Annotated in this window: 22 protein-coding genes; 1 reads left to right on the plus strand and 21 read right to left on the minus strand. The window is 49.5% G+C overall.

Annotation, left to right across the window (positions count from 1 at the left end; genetic code table 11):
* Positions 1-17 precede the first annotated feature (17 nt).
* Positions 18-1,493, plus strand: a complete 1,476-nt coding sequence (gene rpoN / locus RCA23_RS03890; protein ID WP_044049181.1) for an RNA polymerase factor sigma-54 — start codon at positions 18-20, stop codon at positions 1,491-1,493.
* A gap of 13 nt (positions 1,494-1,506) precedes the next feature.
* Here rpoN and RCA23_RS03895 read toward each other — a convergent pair whose 3' ends face one another.
* The 21 genes from RCA23_RS03895 to RCA23_RS03995 all read right to left on the minus strand — a co-directional run bounded on the left by RCA23_RS03895 (position 1,507) and on the right by RCA23_RS03995 (position 18,898).
* Positions 1,507-1,875: a cyclic nucleotide-binding domain-containing protein gene (locus tag RCA23_RS03895; RefSeq protein WP_044049182.1), complete on the minus strand. Its 369-nt coding sequence runs from the start codon at positions 1,873-1,875 to the stop codon at positions 1,507-1,509.
* On the minus strand, positions 1,875-2,228 hold the full coding sequence (locus tag RCA23_RS03900; RefSeq protein WP_044049183.1) for a cyclic nucleotide-binding domain-containing protein: 354 nt from the start codon (positions 2,226-2,228) through the stop codon (positions 1,875-1,877). Before RCA23_RS03900 ends, RCA23_RS03895 begins: the two co-directional genes overlap by 1 nt.
* 129 nt (positions 2,229-2,357) lie before the next feature.
* Entirely contained in the window at positions 2,358-3,167 is an 810-nt protein-coding gene (locus RCA23_RS03905) for a hypothetical protein (RefSeq protein ID WP_044049184.1), read from the minus strand.
* Between the two features lie 9 nt (positions 3,168-3,176).
* Entirely contained in the window at positions 3,177-3,989 is an 813-nt protein-coding gene (locus tag RCA23_RS15915; RefSeq protein WP_052377017.1) for a hypothetical protein, read from the minus strand.
* A 217-nt stretch (positions 3,990-4,206) separates the two neighbouring features.
* Positions 4,207-4,425, minus strand: a complete 219-nt coding sequence (locus RCA23_RS03915) for a hypothetical protein (protein ID WP_044049185.1) — start codon at positions 4,423-4,425, stop codon at positions 4,207-4,209.
* A gap of 1 nt (position 4,426) precedes the next feature.
* Positions 4,427-5,584, minus strand: a complete 1,158-nt coding sequence (locus tag RCA23_RS03920; protein WP_044049186.1) for an EscU/YscU/HrcU family type III secretion system export apparatus switch protein — start codon at positions 5,582-5,584, stop codon at positions 4,427-4,429.
* Positions 5,577-6,398 (minus strand): flagellar biosynthetic protein FliR, encoded by an 822-nt coding sequence (fliR, locus tag RCA23_RS03925; protein WP_052377018.1) that lies wholly within the window; start codon positions 6,396-6,398, stop codon positions 5,577-5,579. The genes RCA23_RS03920 and fliR overlap by 8 nt, the downstream gene beginning before the upstream one ends.
* The gene (gene fliQ, locus RCA23_RS03930; protein ID WP_044049187.1) at positions 6,395-6,664 is read right to left on the minus strand and encodes a flagellar biosynthesis protein FliQ; all 270 of its coding nucleotides are present in this window, start codon (positions 6,662-6,664) and stop codon (positions 6,395-6,397) included. The genes fliR and fliQ overlap by 4 nt, the downstream gene beginning before the upstream one ends.
* A gap of 6 nt (positions 6,665-6,670) precedes the next feature.
* Positions 6,671-7,432 carry a flagellar type III secretion system pore protein FliP gene (fliP, locus tag RCA23_RS03935; protein WP_044049188.1) on the minus strand — a complete coding sequence of 254 codons (762 nt, stop codon included), beginning with the start codon at positions 7,430-7,432 and terminating at the stop codon, positions 6,671-6,673.
* Positions 7,425-7,700: a flagellar biosynthetic protein FliO gene (locus RCA23_RS03940; RefSeq protein ID WP_044049189.1), complete on the minus strand. Its 276-nt coding sequence runs from the start codon at positions 7,698-7,700 to the stop codon at positions 7,425-7,427. Before RCA23_RS03940 ends, fliP begins: the two co-directional genes overlap by 8 nt.
* A 131-nt stretch (positions 7,701-7,831) precedes the next feature.
* Positions 7,832-8,146 (minus strand): flagellar motor switch protein FliN, encoded by a 315-nt coding sequence (gene fliN / locus RCA23_RS03945; protein ID WP_044049190.1) that lies wholly within the window; start codon positions 8,144-8,146, stop codon positions 7,832-7,834.
* 12 nt (positions 8,147-8,158) lie between these two features.
* Positions 8,159-9,151, minus strand: coding sequence for a flagellar motor switch protein FliM (fliM, locus tag RCA23_RS03950; protein ID WP_430903336.1), 993 nt, complete (start codon positions 9,149-9,151; stop codon positions 8,159-8,161).
* A gap of 14 nt (positions 9,152-9,165) precedes the next feature.
* The gene (locus RCA23_RS03955) at positions 9,166-9,759 is read right to left on the minus strand and encodes a flagellar basal body-associated FliL family protein (protein ID WP_044049192.1); all 594 of its coding nucleotides are present in this window, start codon (positions 9,757-9,759) and stop codon (positions 9,166-9,168) included.
* Between the two features lie 17 nt (positions 9,760-9,776).
* Entirely contained in the window at positions 9,777-11,729 is a 1,953-nt protein-coding gene (locus RCA23_RS03960) for a flagellar hook-length control protein FliK (RefSeq protein ID WP_044049193.1), read from the minus strand.
* A 57-nt stretch (positions 11,730-11,786) separates the two neighbouring features.
* Positions 11,787-12,206 carry a hypothetical protein gene (locus RCA23_RS03965; RefSeq protein ID WP_044049194.1) on the minus strand — a complete coding sequence of 140 codons (420 nt, stop codon included), beginning with the start codon at positions 12,204-12,206 and terminating at the stop codon, positions 11,787-11,789.
* 1 nt (position 12,207) lies between these two features.
* The gene (locus RCA23_RS03970) at positions 12,208-13,539 is read right to left on the minus strand and encodes a FliI/YscN family ATPase (protein WP_044049195.1); all 1,332 of its coding nucleotides are present in this window, start codon (positions 13,537-13,539) and stop codon (positions 12,208-12,210) included.
* Entirely contained in the window at positions 13,536-14,555 is a 1,020-nt protein-coding gene (locus RCA23_RS15920) for a FliH/SctL family protein (protein WP_052377019.1), read from the minus strand. Before RCA23_RS15920 ends, RCA23_RS03970 begins: the two co-directional genes overlap by 4 nt.
* Positions 14,552-15,592: a flagellar motor switch protein FliG gene (fliG, locus tag RCA23_RS03980; protein WP_044049196.1), complete on the minus strand. Its 1,041-nt coding sequence runs from the start codon at positions 15,590-15,592 to the stop codon at positions 14,552-14,554. The genes RCA23_RS15920 and fliG overlap by 4 nt, the downstream gene beginning before the upstream one ends.
* 28 nt (positions 15,593-15,620) lie before the next feature.
* Positions 15,621-17,372, minus strand: a complete 1,752-nt coding sequence (gene fliF / locus RCA23_RS03985; RefSeq protein WP_236631392.1) for a flagellar basal-body MS-ring/collar protein FliF — start codon at positions 17,370-17,372, stop codon at positions 15,621-15,623.
* Between the two features lie 42 nt (positions 17,373-17,414).
* Complete coding sequence (fliE, locus tag RCA23_RS03990) at positions 17,415-17,729, minus strand: flagellar hook-basal body complex protein FliE (RefSeq protein WP_044049198.1); 315 nt, start codon at positions 17,727-17,729, stop codon at positions 17,415-17,417.
* Positions 17,730-17,743: 14 nt separating this feature from the next.
* Positions 17,744-18,898: a sigma 54-interacting transcriptional regulator gene (locus RCA23_RS03995; protein WP_044049199.1), complete on the minus strand. Its 1,155-nt coding sequence runs from the start codon at positions 18,896-18,898 to the stop codon at positions 17,744-17,746.
* Between the last annotated feature and the right edge of the window lie 144 nt (positions 18,899-19,042).

Consider the following 19,042-nt stretch of genomic DNA (forward strand, 5'->3'; position numbering starts at 1 on the left):
TGTAGGGGGTTCAGTTTATGAAATTCGTGGCATCACAAGCGATTAGGCAAAAACAGTCACTGGTTATTACGGCCCAGTTACAGCAGGCTATTAAACTACTTCAGATGAACAATTTTGAACTTGAGCAATTCATCGAAGAGCAATCTTTAGAAAACCCATTTCTTGAAGTTGCCAGTTCAGAAACGGTTGACAAGTCAGAGCCGCTTGATGCGCAAGAGCCGATGCCAGCGTCCATCGACCCTGATGCAACGGATATCAAATCGGGCAATGAGGCGGCCGACAGTCCCATGACCTCCGAGGGTATGGACAATACATTTGACTCAAACCTGTTAGATCTCGGCACGAGCAGCAGCGGCGCCGCCGGCGCACAGGATTGGGACCTGATTGCCACAACCGTGCAAGAGCGCGGCCCATCGCTTTATGCCCATGTCTGCGCCGAAATTGACCGTATGTTGACCTGCCCGAAGGAGCGGATGATAGGCTACGCCTTTGCGGAGGCTCTGGAGCCCTCTGGGTGGCTGGGGCAGCCTATCGAAGATATGGCGCTGGTATTGAATATTCCGGAAGCTGTGGCTGAGACGGTTTTGGCCAAGCTGCAAACCATAGAGCCCGCAGGTCTATTTTCCCGCTCCCTTAAAGAATGCTTGCAACTGCAGGCTGCAAGCCATGACAACAACAGTCCGCAATTTGCAATCCTGTTGGACAGTTTGGATGTCCTGGCCGCAGGGGATATGAAGGCTTTGAAAAAATGTGGCGTATCCAGTGAACAGCTGCGTGACATGATCAACCTGCTACGCAGTTTCAATCCGAAACCTGGAACATTGTTTGAAACTGGCGCCGATCCCATCCGTGCGCCGGACCTCATTGTTACCAAAAATAGTGATGGTTGGCGCATTGATCTGAATCGCAGCACCTTGCCCAGTGTGCAAATCGACCGAGACTATGCGCAGGCTGCCTTAAAATCAGCCGCGAGCGACGAAGACAAAGGCTTTTTGAAAGAGCGGGTCGCCGGTGCGCGTTGGCTAAAAAGCGCTGTTGAGCAGCGCAATGCCACGACGATGGCGGTAGGAGCCGAGATTGTGAAGCGGCAGACGGCTTTTTTGGAAAAAGGTATTGGCGCTTTGCGTCCACTTATTCTGCGTGATGTGGCTGATGCGATTAATGTGCATGAAAGCACTGTGAGCCGCGTGACCTCTGGCTTGATGATGACGACACCGCAGGGGACCTTTCGATTAAAGGATATGTTCAGCGTCGGTGTTGAATCGGACGGTGAAGATGGCATTGAGGCCGCCTCAGCAATCAAGTTCAAAATCAAGAAATTGATTGACACAGAGCTCCCGAATGCGCCTTACAGCGATGATGCTATAGTGACTATTATGGCGAAAGAAGGCATTATACTTGCGCGTCGTACCGTCGCGAAATATCGCATGTCCCAAAAAATCCCCTCCTCTTTCCAACGGCGCCGCGAAGCTATCATGGCGGGCCATTCCTAAGATCACGCGTCTACTAGGGCTCTTCGCTCGACCTTGTCAAAAGCAGATCGTCGAGCAGGCGTTTATGTGCTTTGGGAATTTTATCGATCACAGCGCGTAGGTTCATGTGGTTATAGGCGACCAATTCGACGTTGCCTTGTGCAATGCCAATACCCTTCCATGCACCGCCGCACATCACTTCATTCATACCTAGAATTTGATGTGGCCCTGCCCAGCGTACCACCCGGCCACCATCACCGGAGAAAATTATAATTGAACCCTTGGAAATGATATAAATTGAGGTGATCGGCATACCTTTAATAAAAAGTACCTCTGAATGAAACAGATGTACAACCTCTCCGTTGGCCGGGGCGCTGGCTTTGAGTTGGCTCAAGTCTGCCATTACAGGGCCTTTTGGGTCATCAGGTGATCCAAGGCCAATCCGCGGGCCAAGGTCCAAGTGTGCGTGTTTTCCATACATAGGGTATCTCGGATCAGCTGCCTTGGGATATGGACAAGTTCACAGTCTTGCAAACAGGTCACGGGCGTTTGATAGCTGCAGAGTCCCAGAAACTCTTTAAAGTTCAAAACATGGCCTGCGTGATAGACAAACCCGTCTCGACCGCGCGCCTTGCCAGTTTTCAGGAAAATGACCCGATCAGTGGACATGCCATTGCCCATCAGGACAGTTCTTGCGCGTACGGTTTCGCGCGGCAAGGCGGAAATGGGGAGTTCGTTTATGAAAGTCGACCGCATCTTACCCCCCCTTGGTCAGCTTAACGACATGGGAGGGAAATCATTTAGTCAAAAAATATAAGTGGGCGCCACAGACATGCGTGGCATGCCCCGGTACTGGTTCTTTCGGGCCTACCCGAAGTAATGCGCTTAGGTTTCGGTCGTGGGTTGCTGCTCGCGCATGGCCTTGCGCTGTAGGCGGTTCAGCTTTTGCGGCGGCTCTGCTTTATCGAAGGGGAACAATACACCAGGATCTAAAGCGCGGCAGGTCTGTCGCACTTCGATTTCATTGGTGGCTCCAATGACCATCCAATAAAACTTGTCTTCAAACAGATGATAAGACCGCAGCAAATTCAACTGGGCACGTTTGACGTAAAGTCCGACCAGGATATACCCGAGAATAAACAATAATATATTCGTCACCGCGGTGACGCCATATACGATGGTAATGGCCAGCATCGGGTAGTAAAGTCGATTGCCCAACATCCAAAGCAACGGTGCATAAGTGGCAAGAGGATCCGGTGCAGTGGGATGCATCGCTGCATTTTTGCGAAGATCGCGAAAGATTTCGAAGTTTTGGTAGCTTTCAATAGGCTCAAATTTCAGTTTCTTAAAGCCTTCGCTGACCTCGATGGCCTCCTCCGGTGATACAAAATCGAAATCCGCCCGCAACGGAGTGTGAAAACAAACATTGAAAAAGACCCCGTCGCGCCAGAAGGTGACGAGCCATGCCACATCATCCACCATTGTCGGATCATAATCTTCGAAAACTGCTTTCAGTGTCTCTTTGTCACCAAGAAAAAGCTCACCGTCGATAGCCACAAGGATATCGTTCTCTTTGATACGTTGTGCGACCGCCGCGCGACCCATTCCCTGTTTCTGAACCTTCAAAAATTGACGGATCGGGGGCGCCTCTGCCTCGGAAACCTGCGGGTTTATCTGTTCGTCTTCAAGGGCCATAAAATTTCCTTAGGGAAAGCTGATTGGGTCGTCGACCTTTGGCCGGGGAGTTACAGTTTTCGATTTCGATTTCGATTTCGCTTTTGGCGCTGTGCGGGTCCGCGTGGGCGGTGAATTTGCAGCGGTGATTTTTGCCGAAATCTCCCGTTGCAGCATGAGAATGGCTTCAATCTTTGTGGTCACCTCAGCCATAGGTGTTTGTGGGCCGGAATTCGCAGTTTCTTGTGCCGCAAAAGCCTCAATCAATTGCGCCTGCGCCAGCTCGAGCTGAGCAATAGCGACGGTGATCGATTCGGAATGGTTGGCCAGATCGGAATCGATCTTATCCAAAACACTTGAGCTAAATTGAGACACTGACGCCAGATTGGTTTCCGTCATATCGCTTAAACCATCCTGCGTGACCGTGGCATACACCTCTTGCTGCGCCTCAATTCGGGCAAGCGCTTCATTGGCATCTTCGGTCGCGGTCATCAGCTTTTCTTGTTCTTGCATCGCTTCATCGAGGGCGGTGGTGCTTGCGGCAAGTTTATCAACATTTTCTGCGAAAATGACCAAGGCTTCGAGTGAGGTGTTATTTGCGGTCTCCATGGATTCCATAGTGCGGTAATACATCATAGACGCCACAACTACGGCGATCAAACTGGCCGCAACGGAGCTAACAAAAACTATGGTCGCGCTTCTGTATATTTTCTTCACTTCGCTCTCCACGGCTGAATAATCTTTGGTTATGCGTGCGAATTCATCAGTCACATTTGTCGCAACATCTGCGGCGTCCAAAGCAATTTTGATGCTATCTTCGACAGATTTGATATTGGAACTCATTTCATTCTCCTGCCTGTTTTGACCTTGGCATCGTCGCTAGGTCGAAACTTACTCTTAAACAGAGCACAATTCGTGCCAGTTGCCGCAAAAACCGCGAAACTTGGAGATTGAATTGATTTGAAACCAAACTTTTTACATCCATGCGGACGTTTTGCATCAAATGTTACGAAATAGTTTAGGCATATGCCACAAGGAATATAGGAAGGCTTTTCACTCATTATTTTCGCGCCGACTTGATAGCATTTACAATTTCCACGATCACAAACCGCAAACCACCCAGTAAACACATCAACGACGCGGCAAATAGTCCATAGACCTGAAACTGCGGGACCGTACCGATCAAGGCAAGCGCTTCAAGTGCCAGCCATGCTGACATGCCAAAAAAGGCGATTGTGGAAATAATTTCACCAATGCCGCGTCTTCGATTGCGTGCCATTCTAATTTCCTTTCAATGCTTTGCCGAATTCATCAAATTGCAACTCATTTGGAATTTCGAACATCGGCTCTGGCGGTATCTCGCCGCGATCTACTCGGAACACATAGGCCAAAACAGCTGCAACGGCGGTGTAAACTCCATCATTAATTTCCTGACCAATTTCACTGGTGAAGTATAAAGCTCGCGCGAGCAGAGGGCTACGAAAAACTGTAACGTTGGATTCTTCCCCCTTCGCGATGATACGTTCTGCAATTTTACCACGTCCCATGGCCAAAATAACAGGAGCTTTCATCTCTCCCGGAACATACTTTAGCGCTACAGCGAAATGAGTAGGGTTCGTGATGATGGCTGTTGCTTCTCCGGCCTGCTCAACCGCCGCCCCCTGTTCGGAAGCGCGACGGCTGGCCTCCATCTGGAGGCGCCGAATGCGGGATTTAACCTCGGGTGAACCCTCGGATTGCTTATGTTCATCTTTAAGTTCCTGAGGGCTCATTTTGAGTTTTTTGGTGTGTTTATGAATGGCATAAGCGAGATCGATTCCTGCAATAATGGCCAAGACAATAAGGGAAGCGCCGAGCGCCAGCATCAACGCAGAGAAGGATTCAGAAAGTGCCGAGTTGAGGTTTGTGCTCAATAAATTTAATAATACTGGCAAAATAAGCCAAATTACCGTGGCGAATGCTGCGGTCAGCAAAAGGACCTTGGCAACTGCCTTTGCCAGTTCCATAAGCCCGTTGATTGAAAACATACGCTTAAAACCGCTCAATGGATTGATACGATTGCCCTTAAAGTGCATCGACTTGACAGCAAAGTTGATCCCACCGCTCAAAGCGCCTTGGGTGGCCAAAACTGTCAACATAATTGGCAGACCAACGATTGCAGACATGACGATAAAAATCGCCATCGCGTCCCCAATGCGGGACATGATATAACTATTTAACTGATTAAGGTCGCCAAATTCAAAGAAGGCAATCCAGTGGCCCATGCGTGGCGGCAAGAATACATATAGGGCGTAGATTAACGCCACGCCCATCGACATGGTCATGAAGACTTGTAGTTCTTTAGAGGATAAAACCTCACCGTCTTCTTTCGCCTTATCTAGGCGTTTCTGGGAGGGGTCCTCTGTCTTTTCTTGGCCATCGTCGCCACCTTCAGCCATCTCGCATTCCTTGAATTAAAGTTCCTAAAAACTCGGTTGTTGAGGCCGTTAAATCTGAAAAGGCCCAGGCAAATGGTGAAATTGAAAGCGTGATCAATACGAATACGCTGAAAATTGTTATGGGAAAACCGAATGAAAACAGATTGAGTTGAGGTGCAGATTTTGTTATGATGCCGATTGCTAGGTTGATGATAAACAACACCGCAACGATCGGTAACATAATGCTTGCCGCGAAAGAAAACATCAATCCACCGGCGTCGATACCAGATTGAATGAGCACACCCCAGAGAAGGGGCGCTCCAATTGGAACAATCTTATAGCTCTCCAAAATCAATCCCATGACATGCAAATGACCGTTGATAGAGAAGAAGATAACCAAGCAAAATAGGGTTAAAATTTGGCTCACCACGGGGGTCTGGCCTGATCCGCTGGGATCAACTTGCATTGAGAAAGACAGTCCAGAGGTGGCTGCGATTTTTTCGCCTGCTAACCCTGCGGTTGCAAATATAATCATGAAGGTAAGACCGGCGGTTAAACCAATAGCCAGTTCCTGAATGACGAGAGGTATGACCATAAAGGAGGTCAATATTGCAATGTTTGGTGGGGCAACCTGGGACATAATAAATGCGCCCAAAGCAAAAGATAATACAATACGAACCTGCAAGGGCAACATGCGTGATCCAAAAAAGGGTGCTGAGATCAAAAATGCGCCGGCCCGCAAATTCATGACCAATACTTGCAAAAGCCAATTCAACAGGTCCTGCATCTGAGCGCCGGGGAGGGCACCAAACGCGATGTCATTCAGCGGTATCACCGGCCCACCAAAGAAATTTCTTGAAATATGAACGCGAAATAGTTCGACATTTGTGTCATCATTAGACCAGAAAGCAGTGCAATTGTGGTCAACACTAAAATCAGTTTTGGCACAAAGCTTAGGGTCATCTCATTGATTGATGTCGCCGCCTGTAAAACGCCAACTAAAAGGCCGATCGCAAGCGCCACACCGAGAACCGGTCCAGCGGTCATAATGATTTGCCAGAAGGCAAGCCGTAAGTACTCTATGTTGCCATCAAATTCCATATTGCCTCACGTCGCTACGAATGTTGCGGCTAAAGAGCCGACCGTAAGAGCCCAACCGTCCACCAACACAAAGAGGAGAAGTTTGAAGGGTAGGGAAACGAGCATTGGTGACAGCATCATCATTCCCAAGGCCATTAGGATTGACGCAATCACCATATCGATGACTAAAAAGGGAAGAAATAGTAAAAACCCAATCTGAAATGCCGTCTTTAATTCGGAGGTTATAAAGGATGGTAACAAGGTCGAAAACGGAATGTCGGCGTTACTTTCGTATCCGTCCGCTCCAGCCATATCGCTAAACATTAGTAGTGTGTCGCTGCGCGTATTCGCCACCATAAAATCTTTCATCACTGCGGAAGCTTCTGAAATCGCCACTTCTGCCGACATGCTCTCTGACAAGAAGGGAGAGAGGGCTACGTTGTATATCTCAGTCAAAGTTGGCTGCATAATGAACAATGATAAAAACAATGCGATGGCAATGAGCACCTGATTTGGTGGAGTTTGCTGAGTCCCTAATGCCTGACGTAGGATCGACAGAACAATAATGATGCGCGTAAAGGATGTCATACCTAAAACCAGGGATGGCAGCAACGTAACGGCAGTCATGAGCGCCAGTACTTGCAAAGATAGCGAGTATGTTACCTCCCCGTCGAGATTTTGCTCGGTCGTGAGAGCCGGCAGGCCTCCAAGGTCAAAAGACTGCGAAAAAGCCGGTGTGGCTACAGTAAGCAAAACAAGAAGGTAAGGAGCAAGTCTGAGCTTACGCATCAAGTTTCTCCTCGACTGAATTGGAGACCGGTAGGATGTTGCTCGTGCCGGTCTTTCCAATACAAAGTAGAAAATTCTCTCCCTTCACCGAGAGTAAATGAAGGTTTTCCCTTGGGCTTAGGCGGAGTGTTTCGACGATCTGCATGTCACTTTGAATTGGCGTGACCCTGCCGCTCGCAACCAATCTCTTAATGACGATCTGCGCTACAAATAGGGCACCCAGAAATATCAGTATGATTACGATTTGATACGGTTGTACGTCTGACATGATCGCTCCTACTTACCTGAAGTAAAGGAAGCAATTATCGTGCCAAACTAACGTATCCTCAATAAGATATAAAAATATCAGAGTGTTGGGCTGTACTGTCACTAAATGTCAAAATTATGACATTCGGAGCCTTACAATACCTCAACACGTTTCTCAGGCTCTATGATCTCTCCAAAACGGATCCCAAACCGTTCTCCAACCATAACAACTTCGCCTTTAGCAATCATTGTTCCATTAATTAGAATGTCCAACGGATCCCCTGCTAAGCGGTCCAACTCAAGTACTGAGCCCTCGCTTAAACGCAATAGGTCGCGAATTGTGATCTCAGAGCGCCCGACTTCAACGGTCATTTGAACGTCGATATTTTCTAACACACGAAGGTTCTCGCTACCATCGCGGGCAAGTTTCTGGTCGAGCGGTGTTTCGGAAGAAGAATTTTCTGACATTCTCAAAACTTTCTATTCGGGGTTGTTGTTTGTGGTAACACGATCGCGCAAGTGCAGTGCAGCTTGTGGACCGACCTGGCCAAGTTCTGCGGTAAACAGATTTTTTCCCTCGACAAGGACTTTAATCCCATTGTGCACTTGCATGGGAAAGGTGTCACCATCTTGGAGATTTAGCAAATTTTTCATAGACACTTTTGGCTTTGCTAACTCCGCGGTAACAACCAATGGAATGTTCAAGATTGCGCGTTCTAACTTTTGACGCCACGACATATCTTCTGCCACATGCTCCGATTGAACACGAGACCTTAGAAGAGATGCGATTGGTTTTAAAGTTTGCAATGGATAAACGATGTCGAAGGTTGCTGGTTCGCTACCTGGCAGCTGGACCAGAAATGTGCAGACAATTACTGTATCGCTATTATCCACAAATGAGGCGAATTGCATATTTTCTTCGTGACCCTGCACTGCAAATGTGACCGGCATTAAATCCTTCCACGCAACTTGCAAAGAATCCATCAACCCACTTGTTATAATTTCAATGACGCGCTGCTCCGTTGCCGTAAATTCTCCCGGTACACGTCGTATGGGACGCACTGCTGTTCCACCATAATAGGAGTTTGTCAGCAATGAGATGAAGTTTGGAGCGACGACTAGAAGACTATTTCCGCGTAATTCATCAATTCGGCTTGTTGTTAAGCTCATGAAACTATCTGCATCAGCAGAATATTCATCGAAGGTTTTAACTTCCGGCGGAAAGGAAGAAATGCGCGGTTGGATGCGAAGCATGGGTAGAAAGACACTTCTTGCAAATCGACAGAACCGCTCGTTAATCATTCGCAATGCATAGTAATCTCCGAGCAACGATAAATCATCAGAGCCGAAGGAAAATGGCTTAACGTCAACCTCCTCACCCATTGAAACAATGCCGGAGCCCTCACCATTACCGTCAAGGCCAGCTATAAGCGCGTTTACTTCTTCAGAAGTTAATTTTTTTGATGAGGCCATAATTTACGCGTACCTTATTGTAAGACGAATGATGTGAAATGCACACTGTCAATGCCACCAAAACCCTCAAGCTGTTCAAGCTTAGCGTTGATTGCTTCAACTATACGAGCTGCCAATGCGTCACGTCCAATCTTTCCTTTAACGTCCTCTTCGGTAAAGTCACTGACCGTTCCTAATACTTCCGAGCGAAGCGCAAGCTGATGCAATTCAACATTCTCTATGACTGTTTCGTCATATTGTGTCGAAATTCCAACGCCCAACTGTAGAAACTTGCGCGAGTCTTTAAGGTTCGATGTAAAGTTACCTTCAAATTCAAAATATGATGTCACAAATGTGTCAGCTTTCGGGGTTTCTTTTTTGTTGAGAGCAGGTTCTTCGCCTTCCGCTTCGCCTTCTGCTGCTTCATCTTCGGGCAGTTGACCGCTTTCCTTTAATTTTCTCTCTATGATCTGCTCAATTTCAGCACTTGGAGTAGCACCATTCCCGCCAAACATAAAAAAGCCAGCGCCTAAACCGACGCCTACCAGCAAGAGGCCGCCAAGAACCAACCCGATAATTTTTACCAGGCCACCTTTTTTCTTTGGTTCATCTGTCTCTTGATCTGCCATCGTATATCTCCTGATACTTACGCAATAACGTTTACGGTGCCATTGTGGCTTTCACCAGTGCGTTTGGAATCGGCTCCGGTCTCTGTATCTCGGTTTTTGGTACCGCCTGGCGTTGACTGCTGTTTTTGCCGGGTATGTTGGCCGAGTCCCTGTCCTAAGCCGCCTTCAGAGGAGGCTGACAAGCTGGATAATTTGAATCCCGCCGCGTCTAACATCTGCGCCAATCTGTCTTCAGCGCCAATTAGGACGCGAGATGCCGCGCTTGTTTCTGTGACGATACGAACTTGTGCTTCATCACCTTTAAACTCAAGACTTATGTGCATATCCCCTAAGTTTTTTGGTCTTAAGGAAAGCTCAAGTTTGCCCTCTCCATTGCTGGACAGTTTCTCTATTTGCGCAACCAAGCGCTGACCCCATTGCACGTCACGCGTGTTTAACACCAATGCAGATGCGAAGGTTTGAAGACGCTCTCCACCGGTTTGAGTGGCAAGTTCTTTGATATTTTGTGACATATTTCGGTCACCGAGGGACTCGAATGTTATTGGTGTTGGAGTAGCCCCCGGTGGCTGCGAGTCGACGCGTGTCGGGGTGGTAGAGTTTGGATTTTGCTCTAGTTTTAGCGCTGAATCTGTCTGAATGTGGGCTTCACTGCGAACTGAGCTGCGCGTGTCTTTTGGCTCGGACTGGATTTTCAAACTAAAGACTTGCCGTTCACCGTTTTTGACCTCTTTTGATGCCAAGTTTGCTGGCGCAGACTTTGGCTGAATGTGGGCTTCACTACGGACTGAGCCGCGCGTGTCTTTTGGTTCGGAATCGATTCTCAAACTAAAGACTTGCCGTTCACCATTTTTGGTCTCTTTTGATGCCAAGTTTGCTGGCGCCGCCGCCGCATCTATGGCCCCATTCTCTGATCTTGCGTCAGGAATTGCCTCGCTGCGAATAGGGGCTGTGTGTAATGGTTGCGCGGTCTTAACGGATTGTGTTGAGGAGTTATTTTTCTGCTTTAGTGTGTTGGTATTTGTGAGGTGTTTAACGGGCGGAATAACCGTTTCTGGCCGGCCCGACTCGGGCGTCATGGGTTTGTTGGTGATATCAAGTTTCGCATCTGGGTTGACGCGTGACGGTGCCGCTTCCACCACCTCCTTCATTTGCATTTGAGGTGGTTTGACTGCCTCTGGAACTTTGAGATCCGGATCTGTTTCTGCCATAATGTTTGGGATAGTATCTGGTTTCGCCATGACTTTAGAGTCGTTTTTCGTGGCATCATAGGGCAGAGTTAATGGCTGTTTGGGATCTTGGATATATGCGGGGATGTCCAGAATGTGTGGGGTGGCGACGGGCGTTTCTATTGTTGGAGATGACTCCACCAACGCAGCGTTACCCTCAGGTTCAAGGCGCATCGCATCGAGTTGCTCGGTTGGATTTGGCTCTGAATTATACTGCGGCTGAGTGGCCGGGGTGCCCAAATTAATGTCAGCATCAGTCTCAGTCTTAAGTTTAGGATTATCCTCGGCAATAGGAGCGATGTGCAGATTTGCAGTTGCCTTGGGTTGCGGCGTAATAGTCAGTTCGACTTCAGGCGTCTCCGCCAGATCCAACAGCTTCGCCGGTTGCTCTTGCAAAATCGGCTGTACGGCATCGCTCGTGGCTGGCGTCTCCATGCTTGGCATCGAAGGATCAGGCAAGATTGCCGCATCTGTAATGGGATCGACGGGGTGGTGTGCGATGGTCCCGGGAACCTCAATTTCATCGATAGGCGGTGTCCAGGTAAATTTCGCCGCGGGCTGCGTAAGGACCGGTTCACGGTTCTCAAGCGCTGCCTCAACTTGAGACAGATCAGATTGAACGCTATTTTCTAAGACAGTTGCGAATTGTTGCCCGCCGTGGGGTGTAACCGCAGCGCTGCCCAGGACATTTAACACGCCCTTCAGCGGTTTAGGACCGTCCAGATTTAGACCCAGGTCATTCATTTCGCGACTTTCCCGTTAAAGCGTCACAGTAAGATAGCAAATTTGATGCCAACTTATCTAAAAACGCCGGCTATGAGGTTTGGACGGCATTAAAGTTTCAGCACGTTGGTCGTTGTCAAGGGCTACGGCCTTGCGATGTTCAAGCGCTTTATCGGCGATAATACGTTCTTTATTCTTATTTTGTGCCAATAAATTTCGATTGGTGACAATTTCTTGACCAAGAAACTCCAACCTATTGGCGGTAAATTCTTGTTGGCGTGCCATTTCGCGACCGTACCAGGCTTTAGATCTCAACGTTTGGACGCTTTGAGGCCCCGGTTCGAGCTGGTTTTCTTCCACCATTCGTGCGAGTTTTTGATCGAGATCGCGCAAGACGTCCTGATCACTGATTAATTCGTTAAGCACCTCGGCCTTGCGGCGAAGTTCGATGTTTTCGCGCTTGACCATCAATTCATACAGGCGGGCTTTGCGTGACATCTTATTCAGCCATTAGGTCAATAAGGTTCTGTTTACAGGTGGTGTAATCGGCAGATTCATTTGCTTGCTGTGCAACATAGGCTGTAATTTGTGGCCACAAAGCAATGGCGAGATCCAGTTCTGGATCCTGCCCAGCCGCATATCCGCCCATCAACATCAAATCCCGATTTTCCAGGTAAAGGTACACTAGGCGTTTGAATTTCTGTGCCGCCTTTTGGTGTTGGGTATCGGTAATCTCATTCATGACGCGGCTCACCGAGGTGGTGAGATCAATCGCGGGGTAAATGCCTAACTGGGTTTGTTTGCGCGATAGAACGATGTGCCCGTCTAGTATTGCCCGAGCTGTATCCACCACTGGATCATTGGTGGTATCGTCTCCATCGGCAAGAACGGTGTAAATTGAGGTTATGGCCCCTTCACCCAACCCGCCTGTTCCTGTGCGTTCGATGAGATTGGGAATCATGGATACGACGGATGGGGGATAGCCTTTGGCTGTAGGTTGCTCACCCATGGCCAATCCGGCTTCACGTTTGGCATGGGCGACGCGGGTCAAGGAATCCATGATCAAGAGCACATCTTTGCCCTTGGCACGAAAATATTCGGCAATGGCAGTGGCGCGGTTTGCGCCGCGGATGCGGAGCAGAGCCGCCCGGTCCGCAGGTACTGCGACAACGCAAATTTTTTCGCGGGATGCTGCTGTCATGGCTTGCTCGACGAAGGCGCCCACTTCACGGCCCCGCTCACCGATCAAGCCCACGACGATGACATCTGCTTTAGAAAACCGGGTCATCATTGACAGCAAGACGGATTTGCCAACGCCCGATCCGGCGACGATTCCTACCCGCTGGCCTTTGCCGATAGTCAGCAGCGCATTCACCGATCGCACACCGACGTCCAAAGGTTGGGTGATGGGCGCGCGGTCCAGTGGATTGACAGATTTTCCATAAAGGGGCCAAGTTTCAGCCAGATGCAGAGGCCCGAGACCATCAAAGGGGTGGCCATGTGCGTCAATAACCCTGCCAAGCAAAGACTCGCCCACTTGAACCTCGCGTCCATTATTGGCGACAGAAACCAAGGCGCCAACTTCGATATCGGCGTTTTGATCATAGAGAAAAGCAACATTCTGACCGTTCTTGAAGCCAATGATTTCGGCGTCAATGATAGTGCCACTTGGGCCGGTGACGTGACAGATTGAGCCGACGGATACTGGAAATCCATCGCACTCAATGATTTGACCATCAAATTGCGTCACGCGCCCAGAGGCTACGAGGGTGGGGGCAGTCGCCATTTTTTCAATGCGGCGGGACAGTATGGCAACGGCACTTTGGCTCATAACATCGGATCCTCCACGGGCTGTTCCTCGTTTGCAGTTTCTCCGATCTCGGGTGGCCTTTGTGGCAAGACAGCGTCGGCCGCCAGAACCAATGGCGTGTAAGTAATATTTTGCGCCGGCTGGTCGACGCGTGGTAACAGATCGGTGAGACGGATTCTCTCAAGGGAAAGATCGATATCTCCACGCTGTAAATTTACATCACTCACGAGGCGAAGATTGAGCAAGTCTTGAGACTGCTCCAGAATGGGTTTTAGCACAAGTAGGTCGAGGGGGTTCAACCGCACAATGGGGTGGGTCGCGGAGCTATGAATGCGATTGGCCAGGGTCTTGATTCTCTGGAGGAAAGCCTCTGGGACCGCATCAATCGCCATGCCCGCACGTGACGAGGCGAGGCTCAGAACACTTGCTTCAATGGATGTTGCAAGCTCCTCTATCGCTCCGTCAACTTGCACCGCAAAAGATTGCGTGACTTGGTCCAAGAGACCAAGCGCGTGGGACATCATGTGTTCAACTTCGGTTTCCGCAGATTTTTGCCCGTCCAGAAACCCGCGTTCATAGGCTTCCTCAGTGGCCGCGGTGGTGGCCATTTCTTCCGGGGCCTCTGGTTCTGGTGTAAGCAGGTTGGCTGATGCGGGTGTTGGCAGATCGTCAGCCAGATCTTCTGTCGGCTCTGGTTCTGTGCTATCTTGAGGTTCGGACGTGGCCTCAAGGGGGGGCGTGTTGTCGATTTCTGACGTTTCTAAGGTCTCCAGCGGTTCGCGCAGGCTTTCGGCTTCGGTTTGAGATTGGATCTCGGCATCCAAAACCTGAGCGACCTCACGTTCAGAGGCAGCTTTGGCCAGATCAAATAGGCTTTTGGGCTGGAATGAGTTTTCCGCCGCTGCGTGCTTCCTCTCAAAGACTTCGGCGTCAATTGTTCGAATGAACTGAGTGATTTCCGACGGTTTCAACGGTACGCCTTGTTGGAGATCATCGGCGCGGATCAAGCCGCCATGGGGGATGAATTCCGCGCTCATACCATTTCATCTCCACCGCGGCCGGCCAATACAATTGTGCCATCATCGGACATCTTGCGTGCGACGGCGATGATTTGTTTTTGCGCCTCTTGCACTTCCGTCAGGCGGACAGGGCCGAGCGCTTCCATCTCGTCTTTGACATTGGCGGCGGCGCGGGTTGACATGCAGCTAAATAATTTCTCTCGCAGAACCTCGTCAGCACCTTTAAGCGCAAGCACCAAGAGCTCGGCATCAATAGCCCGCAACAATGTTTGCAAGGAACGCTCGTCGGAGATGACTAAGCTGTCGAAGACGAACATATTGTCTTGGATCGACTGCATGAGGTCCTTGTTCTCCTTTTTGATATCTTTCATGATCCGCTGTTCCATCGCGGTTTTTGTGAAGTTCATAATCTTGGCTGCTGCTTTTACGCCGCCAATTTGAGACGCGCGTAGCGTGGTGTTGGCCTGAAACTTTTGCTGCATCACGCGCTCAAGCTCGCGCACGGCATCGGGTTGTACGGTTTCTAAGGTTGCAATTCGACGTACGACCTCAGGTTGCAGCTCGAGTGGCAGAAGCCCAAGAACATCAGCCGCCAATCCATAGTCGAGATAGGAGATAATTAGCGCTACAATTTGCGGGTGCTCATCAAGGATTAATTCGGAAATCGCGCGGGCATCCATCCAGTCTAGAATTTCAATGGGTCGCTCGGAGGAAGCAGGGGTAATGCGACTGAGCACGGATTGCGCTTTGTCACCACCCAAGGCTTTGGTCAGGACGTTGCGAATATAGTTTCCGGCGCCGAGGCCTAGGCTGGTCTGTTGTTTGATGATGGCTAGGAATTCATCAAGCACAGCGTTCACCGTGTTTTGCTCCACCCCTTGTACCGAATACATCGCCCCGCCCAAGTGTTGCACTTCTCGTGGCGAGAGGTTTTTGAGGATCTCTGCGGCCTCATCCTCGCCCAGGAGCATCATCAGAATAGCTGACTTTTGAGTGCCTGTGAGCTCTACGATGGCGTCTTCTTCGCCCTCTGGTTCCACTGCCGGATCTGCCATATCGTTCCCCTTCAATATCCCTAAGGATTTACCCTAACATATCCATATCTTTTTGCATCAGTTGCTTGAACACGTTCGAAACCCGGCCAGCTTCATCGCCCACGATCATGCGGATGAGAGCGACTTTATCGTCATAAGTATTGGCGGTATCGAGCATTTCCATCGAGATATTCGCCTTTTTAGGCTTAAGTTTCGCTTTGATTTCCTCCAGCGTTTCACCGGCGCTGACTTCGATGGACTCCATCCCCTCGATCTCATCATCCGACACGCCACCGCGCGCGACGACGTCACCGCCAGCCGGAACCAGAAGTCGTGAGAGCAATGGCCGGATCACGCCAAGGGACACAACGGCCAGCATCAGGATCATCGCGATGCTTTTCCCGAGATCTTTCACCCAGCTAGCTTCAAACCATTTGATTGTTACTGCATCCGGCAGCTCTTGCATAAAGGGTTGCGAGTTCACAATCAGCGTATCGCCCCGCTCTGGTTTCAAGCCAATGGCGCTTGAGACCAAACTTCTAATGTCCTGTAGAACTTTGTCGTCAAAAGGTTGCACCACACTTTCGCCGGTTTCTGGGTCAATAGCAGTGCGGTCCCGAACCAATAGAGCCGCGTCAATCCGGACAATTTGGTTCATCGGTTGGGATGTGGTTTCAGTCTTACGACTGACCTCATAATTGCGTACTTCGCTTGAGGATTTATTCTGAACGTCATTGCTTTCGGAGTAATAGCTGTTGGTGGCTTGGCTGCCATCGGTAACCAATTCAGCCTCATTGGGAGCCGTGTTGGAGGTGGCACCTGGAATGCCAACAGCCGGACGGTTGGATGTCATATCCACTGAGCTTTGTTCGCTTCGCAGGGCGTTTCCGTTTGGATCTACGCTTTCTTCAGTGATTTCGCGACGGGTGAAATCGAACTCAATATTCACCCGGGCCGTCGCATTGCCACCACCCACGATGGGGCCAACCAAGCTTTCGATGCGTGAGCGGTAAATATTTTCAAGGCGCATGCGGTACTGCAATTGGTTGTCGGTCAAAATTGAGGATGCATCATCAGGTGATTTTGACAAGAGCCGGCCAACTTGATCCACCACGGTTACATTATCCTTGGACATACTTGGGATGGATGCCGAGACTAGGTTGATAATCGCGAGCACTTGATTTTCGTCAAGGGAGCGACCGCGATCAAGTTGCAAAAACACCGAGGCCGTTGGCGGAATTTGTTCACGGATGAAGACGGATCTTTCGGGTAGAGCCAAATGGACTCGTGCAGACTTCACGGCAGATATCGCCATGATTGAGCGGGCGAGCTCAATTTCTTGAGCTTGTTTCAAGCGGACTGTTTCAACAGAGCGAGAGGTGCCAATTGGAATATCTGTAAGTGAATCATAGCCATCTGGCGCCGATTCTGGCAGGCCCAAAGCGGCTAATTTGATCCGTGAGCTGTGATAGTCTTCAGCTGGGACCATAACTTCGCCAGTCGTAGGATCTAACGTAACATCGACACCACTATTGATCAGCGCGTCATAAATCCGCGACTTTTCCGCCTCGGGCAGTGAGGCATAAAGCGTTGTTCTCGAGGGTTTCTGCATCAGGGCGAAGACCACAACACAAATCACAATCGCTGTGACCGCAATTATCGCGGGAAAGGCACGTTGAAAACTTGGTTGCGCGGTGATGGTGCGGATATTTGAGAGATAATTTCCGGGCATAGTCGCCAAGTTACCGCCCCGTACGTTGACGGCAGAGGAAGTGTCCAGCATTTGTGAGTTCGTAGCCATGAGTCAGGTTATCCTTGTTGCCCGTATAAGTTGGTGGCCCAATTAGACCGGCATGTTCATTATGTCTTTGTAAGCGCTGAGCGCCTTGTTGCGCAGGTTTAAGGTTAGCTGGAAGCCAAGTGAGGAGACCTGCTGACTTACCATGACCTTAGATAAGTCCTGTTCGAGCCCTAGCTCATAATCTTGTGCCAATTTAGAGGCATCGTTTTGCGCACCAGCGACATCTTTTAGCCCGGTGGCAATTCGCTCGGAGAAGCTGGGTCCGGTGGCCTCAGTCCCCAGCGCTTGTTCCGCTTTTTTGAGGTTTTGCAGATGTGTCTGCTCAACTTGAAATTTCAATCCACTGATCTGGGTCATCTCGCTCTCCCTCTTTAGCTACTTAGCCGGCTTAAAGCGGCATGTTGTGCAGGTGGGCTGGTCATTATTTGTGTCATTGGCGCGACATCAATGATGATATCCTCGGCTTCAATGACACCGCCGGATTGCAGCACCAGCGCACGTTGCATGACATTCTCCAGTTCACGGACATTACCGGGCCATGAGTGGTCCAACAGCGCATCCCGCGCACATTCGGATAACCAAGGGATCATTTCGAGCGACGGCGCATGCTTTCGCAGTAGGGCGACCGCGATGGGTAATATGTCCAGAGCGCGATCGCAAAGCGATTGGGTTGCCATGGGAAACACATTTAGTCGATAAAATAGATCCTCGCGGAAATTATTCTTCTGAATTTCAGAGCGCATATCTCGATTTGTTGTCGCCAGAACTCGGACATCGACATCAATTTCGGTCTGCGCCCCGAGGGGGGTTACCTTGCGCTCTTGCAAAACGCGTAAAATTTTTGACTGCAATCCAATGGGCATTTCGGAAATTTCATCCAGCAATAATGTGCCCAGATTGGCCGCGCGGAATATGCCCTTATTGGCCACCGACGCCCCGGTAAAAGCACCCTTTTCGTGACCAAATAAAACAGCTTCCAACATATTTTCTGGAATAGCTGCGCAATTAATGGCTACAAATGGAGAAGCATGGCGAGCAGATTTGTCGTGAATGAAACGGGCCAATACTTCCTTACCCGTGCCCGTAGGACCATTTATGAATACAGTAACGTCAGACTTCGCCACCCGGCTTGCCAATGATAACAAATTAGAGGTCATAGGGTCCGCCGCAATCATATTGGACAGATCGGCGCAAATTAAGTCGGCGGCAACAGTGAGGGCAAAAAAGTCATCGCTCGGCAGGGAAATATGAATAACTTTACCGCCCAAAGACGGTTCGATCGCAAAGCGATTTGCTTTGGGATCAATGATAGTAACCAACTTTGGTTTCAAGGAACGCGCAAAAGCGATTAAAGCCTGATTTCCGCCCATGGCTTTTTCCTGTGCCGCAGAAAAGACCAAAGTGCCGCCCAATGCATCCGCAGCAATATTTTTCGCAGCTCTTACGACCAATTTCCGTGATGATATAATTTCGCATAGATGATCGGCTTGCGCGAAATGCGATGCGTCAATAAATATATCACTCATGATCACTCTCCATGTTGTAAAATGAAGGAAGCAAAAACCGGGCCAAGTGAATTTCAAAAGAAAATAATAAAAGCTAAAATAGAGATTTTCTTATAAATTTAGGATGCATTATTTGTTGATTAAAAATTAATATTAATTACTGCA

This window comes from Planktomarina temperata RCA23 (genome assembly GCF_000738435.1).
Taxonomy (GTDB): domain Bacteria; phylum Pseudomonadota; class Alphaproteobacteria; order Rhodobacterales; family Rhodobacteraceae; genus Planktomarina; species Planktomarina temperata.